The 15,418-nt window shown below is 57.6% G+C and carries 13 protein-coding genes; 6 read left to right on the forward strand and 7 right to left on the reverse strand.

Annotated elements, in window-relative coordinates:
• Positions 1 to 28: 28 nt before the first annotated feature.
• From NQ230_RS06505 to ebgR, 3 genes are all read right to left on the reverse strand, one after another.
• The gene (locus NQ230_RS06505; protein ID WP_159514653.1) at positions 29 to 478 is read right to left on the reverse strand and encodes a beta-galactosidase subunit beta; all 450 of its coding nucleotides are present in this window, start codon (positions 476 to 478) and stop codon (positions 29 to 31) included.
• A complete protein-coding gene (gene ebgA / locus NQ230_RS06510; protein ID WP_257260501.1) occupies positions 475 to 3,558 on the reverse strand; it encodes a beta-galactosidase subunit alpha in 3,084 nt (1,027 codons plus the stop codon). Before ebgA ends, NQ230_RS06505 begins: the two co-directional genes overlap by 4 nt.
• A gap of 146 nt (positions 3,559 to 3,704) precedes the next feature.
• Complete coding sequence (ebgR, locus tag NQ230_RS06515) at positions 3,705 to 4,688, reverse strand: transcriptional regulator EbgR (RefSeq protein ID WP_257260502.1); 984 nt, start codon at positions 4,686 to 4,688, stop codon at positions 3,705 to 3,707.
• Between the two features lie 137 nt (positions 4,689 to 4,825).
• Between ebgR and NQ230_RS06520 the strand changes: the two genes are divergently transcribed.
• Positions 4,826 to 5,158: a tRNA-binding protein gene (locus NQ230_RS06520; protein ID WP_024907583.1), complete on the forward strand. Its 333-nt coding sequence runs from the start codon at positions 4,826 to 4,828 to the stop codon at positions 5,156 to 5,158.
• A 69-nt stretch (positions 5,159 to 5,227) separates the two neighbouring features.
• Here NQ230_RS06520 and tkt read toward each other — a convergent pair whose 3' ends face one another.
• Together tkt and tal are read right to left on the reverse strand one after the other, a co-directional pair.
• Entirely contained in the window at positions 5,228 to 7,216 is a 1,989-nt protein-coding gene (gene tkt, locus NQ230_RS06525; protein WP_063143476.1) for a transketolase, read from the reverse strand.
• 19 nt (positions 7,217 to 7,235) lie between these two features.
• Positions 7,236 to 8,186: a transaldolase gene (gene tal / locus NQ230_RS06530; RefSeq protein WP_024907585.1), complete on the reverse strand. Its 951-nt coding sequence runs from the start codon at positions 8,184 to 8,186 to the stop codon at positions 7,236 to 7,238.
• A gap of 246 nt (positions 8,187 to 8,432) precedes the next feature.
• Between tal and maeB the strand changes: the two genes are divergently transcribed.
• On the forward strand, positions 8,433 to 10,712 hold the full coding sequence (gene maeB / locus NQ230_RS06535) for an NADP-dependent oxaloacetate-decarboxylating malate dehydrogenase (RefSeq protein ID WP_126329918.1): 2,280 nt from the start codon (positions 8,433 to 8,435) through the stop codon (positions 10,710 to 10,712).
• Between the two features lie 110 nt (positions 10,713 to 10,822).
• Here the strand turns inward: maeB and hemF are convergent, their stop codons facing one another.
• Positions 10,823 to 11,722, reverse strand: a complete 900-nt coding sequence (hemF, locus tag NQ230_RS06540; RefSeq protein ID WP_257260503.1) for an oxygen-dependent coproporphyrinogen oxidase — start codon at positions 11,720 to 11,722, stop codon at positions 10,823 to 10,825.
• Positions 11,722 to 12,597 (reverse strand): N-acetylmuramoyl-L-alanine amidase AmiA, encoded by an 876-nt coding sequence (amiA, locus tag NQ230_RS06545; protein ID WP_023308739.1) that lies wholly within the window; start codon positions 12,595 to 12,597, stop codon positions 11,722 to 11,724. Before amiA ends, hemF begins: the two co-directional genes overlap by 1 nt.
• Positions 12,598 to 12,809: 212 nt before the next feature.
• Here amiA and NQ230_RS06550 point away from each other — a divergent pair, with 212 nt between their 5' ends.
• The 4 genes from NQ230_RS06550 (at position 12,810) to NQ230_RS06565 (ending at position 15,302) form a co-directional block, all read left to right on the forward strand.
• Positions 12,810 to 13,235, forward strand: a complete 426-nt coding sequence (locus tag NQ230_RS06550; RefSeq protein ID WP_032643505.1) for a GNAT family acetyltransferase — start codon at positions 12,810 to 12,812, stop codon at positions 13,233 to 13,235.
• Positions 13,222 to 13,671 carry a DUF2919 domain-containing protein gene (locus tag NQ230_RS06555; protein WP_121425208.1) on the forward strand — a complete coding sequence of 150 codons (450 nt, stop codon included), beginning with the start codon at positions 13,222 to 13,224 and terminating at the stop codon, positions 13,669 to 13,671. The genes NQ230_RS06550 and NQ230_RS06555 overlap by 14 nt, the downstream gene beginning before the upstream one ends.
• Positions 13,672 to 13,734: 63 nt before the next feature.
• Complete coding sequence (locus tag NQ230_RS06560; RefSeq protein WP_257260505.1) at positions 13,735 to 14,310, forward strand: RpoE-regulated lipoprotein; 576 nt, start codon at positions 13,735 to 13,737, stop codon at positions 14,308 to 14,310.
• A gap of 92 nt (positions 14,311 to 14,402) precedes the next feature.
• On the forward strand, positions 14,403 to 15,302 hold the full coding sequence (locus NQ230_RS06565; protein WP_023332959.1) for a Dyp-type peroxidase: 900 nt from the start codon (positions 14,403 to 14,405) through the stop codon (positions 15,300 to 15,302).
• The last annotated feature ends 116 nt before the right edge of the window (positions 15,303 to 15,418 follow it).

Consider the following 15,418-nt stretch of genomic DNA (forward strand, 5'->3'; position numbering starts at 1 on the left):
CGGTGCTTCATTGGCACCGCTGGTTTTTTTATTTGTTATGGAAATAGCCGTCTTCGATGGTCACATAGAGGACGACTTTTTTAGCAGGCGTTTCGCTGATAAAGCGATACGCCTCGTGGTTTTCACAAATCACGATCTGTCCCTCGCGCACCTGTTCGGTTTGACCCACGCCTTTCAGGTATTCGCGGTCGGTTTCATCCCGGTAGCACTCCACAAGCTGAAGGGCGTCTTTTGCAGCGTACTCAATTTTCTGCGCGCCCTGCAGGTAGTAATGCACCTCGAAATAGCGGCGATGGCCGACGAACAGCGCGTCGGTGCTGGCATCATGTGTCACGCGATAGGCCAGAGAGTCGCCAATCGAATGGGCAACGCCGGGCTGGATGTGGTCGATATTGTTAATGGCCTCTGTGCAGCGCTGCCATTTACGGCCCGTGCGATAACGCTGCTGGAACTGTTCCAGGCTGTCGAGAACGATCATTTTTCTGCCTCGCTGTGCGAATTCATGGAGAAGAAACCGGTGCCGAACCGATGGTGTAACAGTGCCTGCGCGGCGGTTTGTCCGCCTTCCAGCGGGAGCAGGGTGAAGCCGTAGCGGAACGGCCTGAACCAGACGCGCCAGGTATCCAGCACTTCGCTTCCCCAGGAGTTGGAGCCTAAGCCCAGTACCTGATGATCGAGGTTGAGGGTGATGTCATCGCTGCGACGCAGTTCGTTGCAGTGCTGCGCGGCGTGGATGTTCTCTGCCGTATAGTGCCAGGCGCTGAAATGGATGGGCTGTTCAGGCACCACCAGAAGACCGCTGCCGTGACGGTTGGCGAGCGTTGCCCAGCGCACCTGCTGGCGGTTGCCGTTGTTCTGCGGGAACGGGTAGTTTTCGAACATCTCGTCCACCGCGGTGTGCCACAGGTCTATGGTGCTGGCCTGCTGGCTGTCCGGGTAGTTCTCTCCGGGGCCGCGTCCGTAGTAGCTCACCTGGTCGAATTCGCCGTTGATGCCGAGGGTAAAGCCGATGCACGGGATAATGTGCGGGTAATCACCGTAGCGTTCACCGCTCAGCTCAACGTTAATTTGCCCGTCGGCGGCAATGCGCCAGCGGTAGGTGCAGCGCATACCAAAATCAAACACCGGCGGAGCAATCAGCGTGCGGGTTGTAATGACGATCGCATCGTCCTGCTGCTCGATCTCAAAACCGCGCAGATGCTCCTGCATAATCTGCAGGTGGTTGGGTTGCCATAGCCCCTCATACTCCTGCTTGTGGTTATCAATCATCGGCTTGAAGAAATTAATCTTCGGTTCGCGGGTAATCTTATCTACACCGTCAACCTGCCAGGCGCTGAGTTTTCCCGTCATTTTTGAGACGCTTGCGCGGAAATTATGTCCGGTCACGGTACAGTTCAGGCGGTCCTCTTCCAGCAGCAGCGGCGTGGCGTTGGCGTTAATAAACGGCGTAGCGCGAGCCGTGCGCGCTTTAAGCGGGAACTGATACACCGCAATCTCGTGTCCCGCCTCGCTATAGCGGGTGCGGCTGTTTTTGCTGATGCGCACGGTCAGGAACGCTTCGCGCTCGTCGAGTTCGGGCAGGTTCAGGCTCACGCTGCGGGTGCTGTTGGGGGCCAGCCCGGTCATTGTCAGCGGCTGGCTGTGCAGGGTTTCACCTTCGGCACGCACCTCAACGAGCAGGGTGTAATCATCCAGGCTGGTGAACCAGAAGCGATTTTCAACGTGCAGCTCGCCGTTCTGCCAGCGCAGCTTGACCGGGGCAATCACCTGCTTATATTCGCGCAGGCCCGGACCCGGCGTTTGGTCGGAGTAGATCAGCCCGTCGAGGCAGAAGTTGTAGTTGTTCGGATAATCACCAAAGTCACCGCCGTAGGCGTAATACGTATTGCCGCTGGCATCTGCCGCCTGAATACCGTGGTCGCACCATTCCCAGACGTAGTGGCCCTGAATGCAGTCGTGGCGATCGAAGACGTTTTGATACTCGCTCAGACCGCCGGGGCCGTTGCCCATCGCGTGGGCGTATTCGCAGATAATCCGTGGTTTGGCGTGGGGATACTCGCCGAACAGGTTCATCAGCGGCACGCGGGTGTACATGGTAGAGATGATATCCACCACCTCGGCGTCGCGATCTTCTTCGTAATGCAGCAGGCGCGTGTCGTCCAGCGCCTTTGCGGCCCGCGCCATGGCGCGGATATTGCAGCCGTAGCCGGACTCGTTTCCAAGCGACCAGATGATGATTGAAGGATGGTTTTTCTGCGCGTGAATATGGCGTTCGATACGCTCAACGTAGACATGTTCCCACACCGGATCGTCCGTGATGCGGCTCAGGTCGCCGACGTTGGCAAAGCCGTGGGATTCCACATCCGTCTCCGCCATCACGAACAGGCCGTAGATGTCGCACAGCTCGTAGAAGCGCGGATCGTTGGGGTAGTGGGCGGTGCGCACCGAATTGATGTTGTGTTGCTTCATCAGGATCAGGTCGCGCTCGACCCGATCCATGCCCACGGCGCGGCCTTTCTGGTGATCGTTGTCGTGACGGTTTACGCCGTGCAGCTTCAGGTAGCGATTGTTGATGTAGAACAGACCGTCGCGCACCTTGATGTCGCGAAAACCGATACGCTGCGGGATAACCTCCAGCGTCTGCCCGTTCGCATCTTTTAGCGTTACGACCAGATGGTAGAGATAGGGGGATTCCGCAGACCACTGCTGAGGCTGTTTGACCTCAATGCTAAAGGCGGTTTCCGCGCTGCGGGTCACGATCAGGCTGTCGGTTGTGCCCTGATGGATCGCTGCTTCGCCATCATACAGGGCATACTCCAGCGACACGGCTGATGCGTGCGGGGCCAGGTTTTCCAGCTCAAGCTGACAGAAAAGGGTGGCGTTTTTGTAAGCTTCGTCAAAGGTGGTTTTGATCGTGACGTCGCGCACGTGAGTGGGATTTTTGCCGATCAGATAGACGTCGCGGAAAATACCGGCCGTCCACCACATGTCCTGATCCTCAATGTAGGTAGAATCTGCCCACTGCATTACCCGCACGCAGAGCAGGTTTTGCCCGGCATGCACCGCGTGGCTGATATCAAACTCGGCGGTCAGTCGGCTGCCTTTGCTAAAGCCAATGTAGTGACCATTCACGTAGACTTCGAAATAGGTTTCGACGCCGTCAAACTTGATGAGGGTTTGCTTATCCTGCCAGCCGTCCGAAAGCGTGAAGTAGCGCTGATACGCCCCGGTAGGGTTATCTGTGGGCACCCGGGGGACGTCGACCGGGAAGGGAAAGCCTTCGTCGGTGTACTGCAGCTGACCGTGGCCTTCCATCTGCCACATGGCGGGTACGGTTATGTCGCCCCAGTCGGCCATGTACTCAGAGGTGAAGTTTTCCGGCACCAGCAGCGGATGGGTGAAAAAACGAAAATTCCACTGGCCGCTGAGTGATAAAAAGCGGCTGCTGGCTTCACGGGCAAAGGAGCGAGCCTGCGCGACGGTGTCATATGAGAAGAAGTACGCACGCGGCGGGAGCCGGTTCTCATGCGTGAGTTGAATATTTTCCCAGCGATTCATGCGATCTCCCTGTAGGGGTAAAACATCATTGCTGAGGATTTTAGTAAATATTTTACTAAATAAAATCAGTAAAATTGATTTGCTTTAACTCGATCACGAAATAAAAAAAAAGCCGGGCATGCCCGGCAGCGTGTCAAACGAGGGGATTAACGGGTGGTGCCGCGCAGTTTCAGCACGCTCGGCACGAAGACCTGCAGCGGCAGCGCCCGGCCGTCGCGGGATTTTTCCAGCAGCAGGTTAACCCCCTGGCTGCCCATCATTTCAGAGTGGATGCGTACGGTAGAGAGCGGCGGGAAGGTGAAGCGGGCGGTCGGGATATCGTTCACGCTAATGAGCGAAATGTCCTCCGGGATCGCCAGCCCTTTTTCATGGATAGCGCGCAAGACGCCGATGGCTATCGAATCTGAGGCCACAAACAGGGCGGTTGGCCAGCTTGTCTGTGCGAGCATGGTTTTTGCCAGTTCGTATCCGGATGAGCTGGAAAAACCGCCGCGCCAGATATCCTGTTCTGACACCACTCCTTTCAAACGGCCATACTCGACAAAAGCGGCTTCGCGGATATCGGCTTTGCCGGGTTCGTCTTCCCCACCGATAAAGCCAATGCGCTTAACACCCTGATCGATAAAGAAATCAACGATCTGCTTGCTGATGCGCGAGAGGTCAATGTCGACGGAATCGAACGCGCTGCCGGGCTCGTGAAAATCGATAAAGCAGACGTTGTCCGTCAGGGCCATTGCGCTACGGCGAGTGGCCGATGAAGGCTTGCCCACAATCAGTACGCCGGTCAGTTTTTTACTCTCCGGCAGGGTGGCACTGGCGTAACAGTTGCTCAGTTCCACGCCCAGTTTTTCACACTGCGTCTCGATGCCGTGGCGGATGGCAAGGTAGTAAGGGTCGTTAATCTCCAGCTCTTGCTGGTAGCTGTAGAGTGCCAGAATGTGTTGCTGACCCACCGCGGCAGACTGCATTTTGCGGGACGTTGTGCTCTTGTATTCCAGCTTTTCCGCAATCTCCAGAATGCGGTGTTTGGTCTCTTCTTTTACGTTCAACGTTGGGTCATCGTTTAAAACCCGGGATACCGTCGCCAGCGAAACGCCAGCCTCCGTCGCGATGTCTTTGAGCGTAGCCATGTTTGTCCTTATTCCCCACGTGATAACCCATTGTAAAGGATGGGCCAGGACATGCATCAGTTTTTACTAAATATCCTGCCCATTGCGTCCAGCAAATAGCGTGCTAGTATTTAGTAAAATTTTACTAAGGAGAGAGCATGGACACGATAGCTTACGATGACTTTGCAAAGCTGGAGATCCGCGTGGGGACGATCGTGGACGTTAAGCGCCACGCTAACGCAGATAAACTCTATATCGCGCAGATTGATGTGGGCGGAAAAACGCTGCAAACCGTCACCAGCCTGGTGCCCTATTACCGGGAAGAGGAGTTGATGGGAAAAACGGTGGTGGTGCTGTGCAATCTGGCGAAAGCTAAAATGCGCGGCGAAACGTCTGAATGCATGTTGCTCTGCGCGGAAACCGATGACGCCAGCGAAAGCGTGCTGTTAACGCCGGAGCGGGCGATGGCGGCGGGTGTGCGGGTGGTATAAAAAAGGGTGGCAATGCCACCCGATTTTGTAGGCCCGGTAAGCGTAGCGCCACCGGGCACGCAGGCCGCACTAGATCACGCTCAGCGCCTTCTCCACCACGTTCTCAACGGTAAAGCCGAAGTACGGGAACAGCTTATCGGCAGGGGCGGACTCACCGTAGCCCCGCATGCCGACAATCGCCCCTTTGAGCCCGACATACTTGTACCAGTAGTCGGCAATACCGGCTTCCACCGCCACGCGAGCCGCGACGCTGGACGGCAGGACCGATTCCCGGTACGCCTCGTCCTGGGCGTCAAAAATATCCGTAGAAGGCAGGGACACCACGCGCACCGCGTGTCCTTCGGCGGTCAGTTTCTCCGCCGCTTTCACCGTGATTTCTACCTCGGAACCGGTGGCAATCAGGATCACGTCCGGCTTGCCGCCGCTGTCCTTCAGAATGTAGCCGCCGCGGGCGATGTTTTTCACCTGCTCCGGGGTACGCTCAATCTGCGCCAGGTTCTGGCGTGACAGAATTAATGCCGTTGGGCCATTGTGGCGTTCCACCGCCAGCTTCCAGCCCACCGCCGCTTCGACCTGATCGCACGGACGCCAGGTGCTGAAGTTGGGCGTCAGGCGCAGGCTCGCCAGCTGTTCAACCGCCTGGTGCGTGGGCCCGTCTTCCCCCAGCCCGATGGAGTCATGGGTGTAGACCATTATCTGCCGCGCCTTCATCAGCGCCGCCATGCGCGCCGCGTTACGGGCGTACTCGACAAACATCAGGAAGGTGGCGGTGTACGGCACAAACCCGCCGTGATGGGCGATGCCGTTGGCAATGGCGGTCATGCCGAACTCGCGCACGCCGTAGTGGATGTAGTTCCCGGCGATGTCCTCTTTAAGCGATTTCGAGCCGGACCAGATCGTCAGGTTGCTTGGCGCCAGGTCCGCCGAGCCGCCGAGCAGTTCGGGGAGGATAGGGCCGATTGCGTTCAGCGTATTTTGCGACGCCTTACGGGTGGCGATTTTCGCCGGGTTGGACTGCAGGTTTTCAATCAGCGCCTGGGTTTTATCGTCCCAGTCTTCCGGCAGACCGCCGCTCATGCGGCGGGAAAACTCGGCCGCCAGCTCCGGATGCGCTTTTTTGTAAGCGGCAAATTTATCGTTCCAGGCGTGTTGGGCTTTCTCACCGTCTTCACGGGCATCCCAGGCTCTGTAGATCTCTTTCGGGATCTCAAACGGCGGGTATTTCCAGCCCAGCTTCTGCCGGGTCAGCGCCACTTCCTCGTCACCCAGCGCCGCGCCGTGCGCCTCTTCTTTGCCCGCCTTGTTCGGCGAGCCGAAGCCGATCACCGTGCGGCAGATAATCAGGGACGGTTTGTCCTTCACGCTCTGCGCTTCCTGAATCGCTTTTTTCACCGCCTCAGGGTCGTGACCGTCGATCTCATGCACCACGTGCCAGTGGTAGGCTTCGAAGCGTTTTGCCGTGTCGTCGGTAAACCAGCCTTCGGTCTCCCCGTCGATGGAGATGCCGTTGTGATCGTAGAAGCCGATCAGCTTGCCAAGCCCCAGCGTGCCCGCCAGGGAGCAGACCTCGTGGGAGATCCCTTCCATCAGGCAGCCGTCGCCCATAAACACGTAGGTGTAATGGTCGACAATCTCATGGTCCGGCTGGTTAAACTGCGCCGCCAGCGTGCGTTCGGCAATCGCCAGCCCAACCGCATTGGCCAGCCCCTGACCGAGTGGCCCGGTGGTGGTCTCCACCCCTGGCGTATAGCCAATCTCCGGGTGACCCGGCGTTTTGGAGTGCAGCTGGCGGAAGTTTTTCAGCTCCTCAAGCGGCAGGTCGTAGCCGGAAAGGTGCAGCAGGCTGTAGAGCAGCATTGAGGCGTGACCGTTGGAGAGAATAAAGCGGTCGCGATCGTACCAGGTGGGGTCATTCGGGTTGTGCTTCAGAAAATCGTTCCACAGCACTTCGGCAATATCAGCCATGCCCATTGGCGCGCCGGGGTGGCCGGAATTGGCTTTCTGCACGGCATCCATGCTGAGGGCGCGAATGGCATTGGCTAGCTCTTTACGGGACATAGTTCACTCCGTGGCAAGGTTAAAGTTTGGCGGCGAGAAGATCTTCAAGTTTGCGCTGGTCGACGGCGAACAGGCGGATACCTTCCGCCAGTTTTTCCACGGCCATGGCGTCCTGGTTGTGCTCCCAGCGGAACTCCGCTTCGGTCATGGTTTTCGGTTTTGGCAGAACGGTGGAGGTCGGCACCAGCTTGCGGATCACCGTTTCTTCTTTGTCCTGTAGCTCCTGGAGCAGGTTAGGGGAGATGGTCAGGCGGTCGCAGCCTGCCAGGGCGAGGATCTGCTCGGTACGGCGGAAGCTGGCCCCCATCACGATGGTTTCGTAGCGGTGCTGTTTGTAATAGTCGTAGATATTACGGACCGATTTCACACCCGGATCCTCATCCACCACGTACGGATCCATCGGCTGTTTCGCCTGATACCAGTCGTAGATGCGCCCGACAAACGGCGAAACGAGGAACACGCCCGCTTCAGCGCAGGCGCGCGCCTGGGCAAACGAGAACAGCAGCGTCAGGTTGCAGTGGATGCCCTCTTTTTCCAGTACCTCTGCCGCGCGGATGCCTTCCCAGGTGGAGGCGAGCTTGATCAGAATGCGTGATTTATCGATGCCCTGATCCTGGTAGAGCTCAACCAGACGACGCGCCTTATTAATGCTCTTTTCTTTATCGAACGAGAGGCGGGCGTCGACTTCGGTTGAGACGCGTCCCGGGATGCTTTTAAGAATTTCCGCACCAAAATTAACCGCCAGCTTGTCGCTGGCTTCGGCGACCTGCTGCTCCTGCGTTTTCCCGCGCTGTTTACCGTAGGCAATGGCGTCATCAATCAGATGACTAAAATGGGCAAGCCCTGCCGCTTTGAGCAGCAGCGAAGGGTTGGTGGTCGCATCCTCCGGCTGATAGTGGCGAATCGACTCGATATCGCCGCTGTCTGCAACCACGGTGGTGAATTTTTTGATGCCGTCTAGCTGGTTCATAAATGATTACTCCTTGGAAATAAAAGAGTTAGATGAGTGCGTTAGTTCACACTTCTGGAAAAAGCATGATGGACTTAACAAAAAAGCATAGCAGACGGGGGAGGCATTGCTTTTGAGACGGGTAACATGGCTGTTATAAATTGATAACAATTTTTAATGTGTGATGGTGAGAGTTTGGCAGCCTTCAAAGTTTATGCGCTGTCCTGCGGCGATACTATCTGACCGATACGTAAAAGGAATAACAAGATGGACGATCAGTTAAAACAGAGTGCCCTCGATTTTCACGAGTTTCCTGTCCCGGGGAAAATCCAGGTCTCCCCAACCAAGCCGCTGGCAACCCAGCGCGATCTGGCGCTGGCCTATTCGCCGGGCGTTGCTGCCCCGTGTCTGGAAATCGAAAAAGACCCGCTGGCGGCCTACAAATACACCGCGCGCGGCAACCTTGTCGCCGTGATCTCTAACGGAACGGCGGTGCTGGGGCTGGGCAACATCGGTGCGCTGGCCGGTAAGCCGGTGATGGAAGGTAAGGGAGTACTGTTCAAGAAATTCGCCGGTATCGACGTGTTCGATATCGAGGTGGACGAACTCGATCCTGACAAATTCATCAACGTGGTGGCTGCGCTGGAGCCGACCTTCGGCGGGATTAACCTGGAAGACATCAAAGCGCCGGAATGTTTCTATATCGAGCAGAAGCTGCGCGAGCGTATGAACATTCCCGTGTTCCACGATGACCAGCATGGCACCGCGATTATCAGCACCGCCGCGATTCTGAACGGCCTGCGCGTGGTCGAGAAAAATCTCTCCGACGTGCGCATGGTGGTGTCTGGCGCAGGCGCCGCGGCCATCGCCTGTATGAACCTGCTGGTGGCGCTGGGTATGCAGAAACACAACATTGTGGTCTGCGACTCCAAAGGCGTTATCTATAAAGACCGCGAGCCGAACATGGCGGAAACCAAAGCGGCGTATGCGGTGGACGACGACGGTAAACGCACCCTGGACGACGTGATCGACGGCGCGGATATCTTCCTCGGCTGCTCCGGTCCGAAAGTGCTGACCCAGGAGATGGTGAAGAAGATGGCGCGTGCGCCAATGATCCTGGCCCTGGCGAACCCTGAGCCGGAAATCCTGCCGCCGCTGGCGAAAGCGGTGCGTGAAGACGCCATTATCTGTACCGGTCGTTCTGACTACCCGAACCAGGTCAACAACGTGCTCTGCTTCCCGTTCATCTTCCGCGGCGCGCTGGACGTCGGCGCAACGGCGATCAACGAAGAGATGAAGCTTGCCGCCGTTCACGCCATCGCGGAGCTGGCCCACGCCGAGCAGAGCGAAGTGGTCGCGTCTGCGTACGGCGATCAGGATCTGAGCTTCGGACCGGACTACATCATTCCAAAACCGTTCGACCCGCGTCTGATTGTCAAAATTGCCCCAGCGGTGGCCAAAGCGGCGATGGATTCCGGCGTGGCGACGCGTCCGATTCACGATTTCGACGCTTACGTCGATAAGCTCACCGAGTTTGTCTATAAAACGAACCTGTTCATGAAGCCGATCTTCTCCCAGGCGCGCGCCGACGCGAAGCGCGTGGTGCTGGCGGAAGGGGAAGAGGCGCGCGTGCTGCACGCCACTCAGGAGCTGATCACCTTAGGCCTGGCGAAACCGATCCTGATTGGTCGTCCGAGCGTGATTGAGATGCGCATCCAGAAGCTGGGCCTGCAGATCAAGCCGGGCGTCGACTTCGAGATCGTGAACAACGAATCCGATCCGCGCTTCAAAGAGTACTGGAGCGAATACTACGCGATCATGAAGCGCCGGGGGATCACCCAGGAGCAGGCGCAGAAAGCGGTCATCAGCAACACCACGGTGATCGGCGCGATCATGGTGCATCGCGGCGAGGCGGATGCGCTGATCTGCGGCACCATTGGCGATTACCACGAGCACTTTAGCGTGGTGCAGGAGATCTTCGGCTATCGCGACGGCGTCCATACCGCCGGGGCGATGAACGCGCTGCTGCTGCCGAGCGGCAACACCTTTATTGCCGATACCTACGTTAACGACGATCCGACCCCGGACGAGCTGGCGGAGATCACCGTGATGGCCGCCGAGACCGTCCGTCGCTTTGGCATCGAGCCGAAGGTGGCGCTGCTGTCGCACTCGAACTTTGGTTCGTCTAAATCCGCGGCGGCGTGCAAAATGCGCCAGACGCTGGAGCTGGTGCGCGAGCGTGCGCCGGAGCTGATGATTGACGGGGAGATGCACGGCGATGCCGCGCTGGTGGAGAGCATCCGTAACGAACGTATGCCGGACAGCCCGCTGAAGGGATCGGCCAACATACTGATTATGCCGAACGTGGAAGCGGCGCGTATCAGCTATAACCTGCTGCGCGTCTCCAGCTCTGAAGGGGTGACCGTAGGACCGGTACTGATGGGCGTGGCGAAACCGGTGCATGTGTTAACGCCGATTGCCTCCGTGCGTCGTATCGTGAACATGGTGGCGCTGGCGGTGGTTGAGGCGCAGACGCAGCCTCTGTAATTAACCCCACCCCTCACCCTAACCCTCTCCCCATAGGGGAGAGGGGACTGCTCCGGGCCGTCTTTTCACCCTCGCCCCTTTGGGGAGAGGGCCGGGGTGAGGGGTAAGGGTTATACCCAGTCCCGAACCTGAATAAACTCACGCAAGGCAGCCTCCGGGCTGCCTTCTTTTGGTTCGTAGCAGTACTCCCAGCGCACCAGCGGCGGCATCGACATCAGAATCGACTCCGTGCGCCCGCCGGTCTGCAGGCCGAACAGCGTCCCGCGATCCCACACCAGGTTGAACTCCACGTAGCGCCCGCGGCGGTAAAGCTGGAACTCACGTTCGCGCACGCCGTAGTCGGTATTTTTACGGCGCTCGACGATGGGCAGATACGCGTCGGTATAACCTTCACCCACCGCGCGCATAAAGCTGAACGCGGTATCAAAATCAGGCGCGTTGAGATCGTCAAAGAACAGCCCGCCGATGCCGCGCTGCTCGTCGCGGTGCTTCAGGTAAAAGTAGTCGTCGCACCACTTTTTAAATTTCGGGTAAACGTCTTCGCCAAACGGCAGGCAAAGATCCCGCGCGGTGGTGTGCCAGTGCACGGCATCCTCTTCGAAGCCGTAGTAAGGCGTTAAATCGAAACCGCCGCCAAACCACCAGACCGGATCGGCCCCCGGTTTTTCCGCAATGAAAAAGCGCACGTTGGCGTGGCTGGTGGGCACAAACGGGTTGTGCGGATGCACCACCAGCGAGACGCCCATCGCCTCGAAGCTGCGGCCCGCCAGCTCAGGACGATGCGCCGTCGCAGAGGCGGGCATGGCGTCGCCGTGAACGTGGGAAAAATTCACGCCCGCCTGTTCGAAGATGCCGCCGTTTCGCAGCACGCGGCTGCGCCCGCCGCCCCCGGCCTTGCGCTGCCAGCTATCTTCCTGAAATTCACCGCCGTCTGCGGCGGCCAGTTTCTGGCAGATCTCATCCTGCAGCTGCAGCAGGAAGGTTTTTACCAGTTGAGCATCGGGTTTCATCAACGTTTCCTGGAGTGCGCTTTTTGGTTATCGAACCAGTTGAAGTAGCTGATAATGCCGGAGGCGATGGCGTTGGCGATCTTCTGACGAAACGCCGTGGTACCGAGGAGTCGCTCTTCTTCCGGGTTGGTAATGAAGGAGGTTTCCACCAGCACGGACGGAATCGACGGCGATTTCAGGACCACGAACGCCGCCTGCTCGGTGCCTTTGCTGTGCAGACGATGCACCGGCTTAATCTTCTTCAGAATATGCGAGCCGAGCGTCAGGCTGTTTTTGATCGTATCCGTCTGCACGAGGTCGAACAGCACCTGCTGTAGCAGATGATCTTTATCAGTGGCTTTCTTCCCGGCGACTTCATCCGCCCGGTTTTCGCGGTCGGAGAGGTATTTTGCCATGGCGCTACTGGCGCCACGGTTGGAAAGCGCAAACACCGAGGCACCGGCCGCAGAAGGGTTGGTAAAGCCGTCGGCGTGGATCGACATAAACAGATCCGCACCGTGCTGGTGGGCGATCTCAACGCGGTCATACAGCGGAATAAAGGTATCGCCAGAGCGCGTCAGACGGGCGTCAATGCCGTTACTGCGTAAAATTGCGCGCACATTTTTTGCAATCGCCAGCACGACGTGTTTTTCTTTCGACCCGTTTTTGCCGATGGCGCCGGTATCAATACCGCCGTGGCCCGGGTCGAGCATCACCAGACGCTTCGCGCCCGGCTTTTTGGTTTTTGGTTTGCTGTGTCCGTTACTGGTTTTGAGCGTGCTCTCGTCTTTCGCCTGAGCCTGCTTTGCGATGCCCGTTAACGTTAAGGCCGCCAGCCCCGCTTTGAGAACCTGACGACGCGATGTGAGTGCTTTTAATGGTTTGAATGTGCTCATGCGGCCTGAATACTAAAAAAAGGGGTCCTGGTGTTATATCGTATCGTGTTTCCCGTTACGACAGTCCATATTGAGAATTGTTTTACTTTTCATTTCAATACGTGACAAAGTGACATTATGCCAAATTTTGGCGAGATTTTCCCCGGTTATTGGCTAAAGGCGCGCTTCGCGCCATAATCACTGTTTTTAAACCCGAAAAGGCGGTTAATACCATGGAGATACGCGTTTTTCGCCAGGAAGATTTCGAAGAGGTGATCACCCTTTGGGAGCGCTGCGATCTGCTGCGTCCGTGGAACGATCCGGAAATGGATATCGAACGTAAGGTGAATCACGACGTCAGTCTGTTTCTGGTCGCGGAAGTCAACGGTGAGGTTGTGGGGACGGTAATGGGCGGGTACGACGGCCACCGCGGCTCGGCCTATTATCTGGGCGTCCACCCGGAATACCGTGGCCGCGGCATTGCCAATGCGCTGCTGAACCGGCTCGAGAAGAAGCTGATCGCCCGCGGCTGCCCAAAAATCCAGATCATGGTGCGGGAAGATAACGACGTGGTGCTGGGCATGTATGAGCGTCTGGGCTATGAACACGCTGACGTGCTGAGTTTAGGAAAGCGTCTGATCGAAGATGAAGAGTACTGAAATCCATCCGGCAGACTATGACGCGCAGGGCCGCGTCAGGCTGCCCTTTTTATTCTGGTGCGTTCTGCTGCTGCAGGCCCGGACCTGGGTGCTGTTTGTGATGGCCGCCGCGTCGCGCGGGCAGGGCGACACGCTGCTGAATCTCTTTTATCCCGATCACGACGCCTTCTGGCTCGGCTTGCTGCCCGGCTTACCGGCGGTGGTCGCTTTTTTATGCAGCGGACGACGGCAGGCGATCCCACGCTTTTGGCGCGCGCTTCGCTGGCTGCTGATCCTCGCCCAGGTTGCGCTGCTCTTCTGGCAGCCGGTACTCTGGTGGTACGGTGAACCGCTGACGGGCACCGGCGTTGCGCTGGTGGTTGCCGATATTGTGGCCCTGCTGTGGCTGCTGACCAACCCGCGTCTTCGCGCCTGTTTTGCGCATCAGGATGATTAATTCGGCACTTTTTGCCGATGTTGCACTCCAACAAGCGTTGATTTAACAAGAAAGGACGTTTCAATGAAATCGCTGCGTTTACTTTTATGCGCTCTCCCGCTGGCCTTGACCGGCTGTTCGACGCTCTCCTCCATTAACTGGTCCGCTGCATATCCGTGGAACTGGTTTGGCTCATCAACGGAAGTGACCGAGCAGGGCGTGGGGAAAATTACCGCCGCGACGGCGCTGGATCAGGATGCCATTCAGGATGCCATCGGCAGTGATTATCGCCTGCGCAGCGGCATGAAAACGGAGAATGGCAATATTGTTCGCTATTACGAAGCGCTGAAGGGCGACAAGCTGGCGCTGGTGATCAACGGTGACAAAGGCACGGTAAACCGAATTGCCGTGATGGATGACGATATTCCGACGGCGAGCGGTGTGAAGGTGGGTACGCCGTTTAGCGAACTTTATAAGCAGGCTTTTGGCAACTGCACCAGCGCGCCGTCTGACGACAAGGTCGCGGTGGAATGTAAGGCCGAAGGCAGCCAGCACATCAGCTATGTCTTTACCGGAACCTGGAGCGGCCCGGAAGGACTGATGCCGTCTGACGACACGCTCAAGAACTGGAAAGTGAGCAAAATACTCTGGAAGCAGTAATTTGCGCCTGAACAATCCGCCTCGCTGAAATCCGGGTATAATACCTGCCATCAATGCCACGCTGACGTGGCATCTTTATTTCAGGAGGAGCGATGTCTCAGGTTCAGAGTGGCATTTTGCCAGAACATTGCCGCGCGGCGATTTGGATTGAAGCCAATGTTAAAGGGGACGTGGATGCCCTGCGTGCGGCCAGTAAAGCGTTTGTTGATAAGCTGGCCACCTTCCAGGCCAAATTCCCGGAAGCCCACCTCGGCGCCGTTGTTGCCTTTGGCAATAACGTCTGGCGTCAGCTAAGCGGTGGCGAAGGGGCGGAAGAGCTGAAAGACTTCATCCCTTACGGCAAAGGTCTGGCTCCGGCGACCCAATACGACGTGCTGATCCATATTCTCTCCCTGCGTCACGACGTGAACTTTTCCGTTGCCCAGGCGGCGGTAGCGGCCTTTGGCGACAGCATTGAGGTGCAGGAAGAGGTTCACGGCTTCCGCTGGGTGGAAGAGCGCGATCTGAGCGGCTTCGTCGACGGGACGGAAAACCCGGCGGGTGAAGAGGTTCGTCGCGACGTGGCGGTGATTAAAGACGGCGTGGACGCGGGCGGCAGCTATGTGTTCGTGCAGCGCTGGGAGCACAACCTCAAGCAGCTTAACCGCATGAGCGTGCACGACCAGGAGATGATGATTGGTCGTACTAAAGAAGCCAATGAAGAGATCGACGGCGACGACCGTCCCGTTACCTCTCACCTGACCCGCGTTGACCTGAAAGAAGACGGCAAAGGGCTGAAGATTGTTCGCCAGAGCCTGCCGTACGGTACCGCAAGCGGCACGCACGGCCTTTACTTCTGCGCCTACTGCGCGCGCCTGTATAACATCGAGCAGCAGCTGCTGAGCATGTTTGGCGATACCGACGGCAAGCGCGACGCCATGCTGCGCTTCACCAAACCGGTGACCGGCGGCTACTACTTTGCGCCGTCCGTTGAGCGTCTGCTGGCGCTGTAATGGCCTTTCTCCCTCTCCCTGTGGGAGAGGGCCGGGGTGAGGGTATCAGGCCGCACCCCTTATTCCCTTTTCTGCTTCTAAATCACCAAACGGTATATAAAACCGTTACTCCTTTC

This window comes from Enterobacter asburiae (assembly GCF_024599655.1).
GTDB classification, from domain to species: Bacteria; Pseudomonadota; Gammaproteobacteria; order Enterobacterales; family Enterobacteriaceae; genus Enterobacter; species Enterobacter asburiae_D.

What these genes read in the sequence shown, in the direction of transcription:
- NQ230_RS06505 (WP_159514653.1), bottom strand. Translation starts at nt 478, where the DNA reads ATGATCGTTCTCGACAGCCTGGAACAGTTCCAGCAGCGTTATCGCACG.
- ebgA (WP_257260501.1), bottom strand. Translation starts at nt 3,558, where the DNA reads ATGAATCGCTGGGAAAATATTCAACTCACGCATGAGAACCGGCTCCCG.
- ebgR (WP_257260502.1), bottom strand. Translation starts at nt 4,688, where the DNA reads ATGGCTACGCTCAAAGACATCGCGACGGAGGCTGGCGTTTCGCTGGCG.
- NQ230_RS06520 (WP_024907583.1), top strand. Translation starts at nt 4,826, where the DNA reads ATGGACACGATAGCTTACGATGACTTTGCAAAGCTGGAGATCCGCGTG.
- tkt (WP_063143476.1), bottom strand. Translation starts at nt 7,216, where the DNA reads ATGTCCCGTAAAGAGCTAGCCAATGCCATTCGCGCCCTCAGCATGGAT.
- tal (WP_024907585.1), bottom strand. Translation starts at nt 8,186, where the DNA reads ATGAACCAGCTAGACGGCATCAAAAAATTCACCACCGTGGTTGCAGAC.
- maeB (WP_126329918.1), top strand. Translation starts at nt 8,433, where the DNA reads ATGGACGATCAGTTAAAACAGAGTGCCCTCGATTTTCACGAGTTTCCT.
- hemF (WP_257260503.1), bottom strand. Translation starts at nt 11,722, where the DNA reads ATGAAACCCGATGCTCAACTGGTAAAAACCTTCCTGCTGCAGCTGCAG.
- amiA (WP_023308739.1), bottom strand. Translation starts at nt 12,597, where the DNA reads ATGAGCACATTCAAACCATTAAAAGCACTCACATCGCGTCGTCAGGTT.
- NQ230_RS06550 (WP_032643505.1), top strand. Translation starts at nt 12,810, where the DNA reads ATGGAGATACGCGTTTTTCGCCAGGAAGATTTCGAAGAGGTGATCACC.
- NQ230_RS06555 (WP_121425208.1), top strand. Translation starts at nt 13,222, where the DNA reads ATGAAGAGTACTGAAATCCATCCGGCAGACTATGACGCGCAGGGCCGC.
- NQ230_RS06560 (WP_257260505.1), top strand. Translation starts at nt 13,735, where the DNA reads ATGAAATCGCTGCGTTTACTTTTATGCGCTCTCCCGCTGGCCTTGACC.
- NQ230_RS06565 (WP_023332959.1), top strand. Translation starts at nt 14,403, where the DNA reads ATGTCTCAGGTTCAGAGTGGCATTTTGCCAGAACATTGCCGCGCGGCG.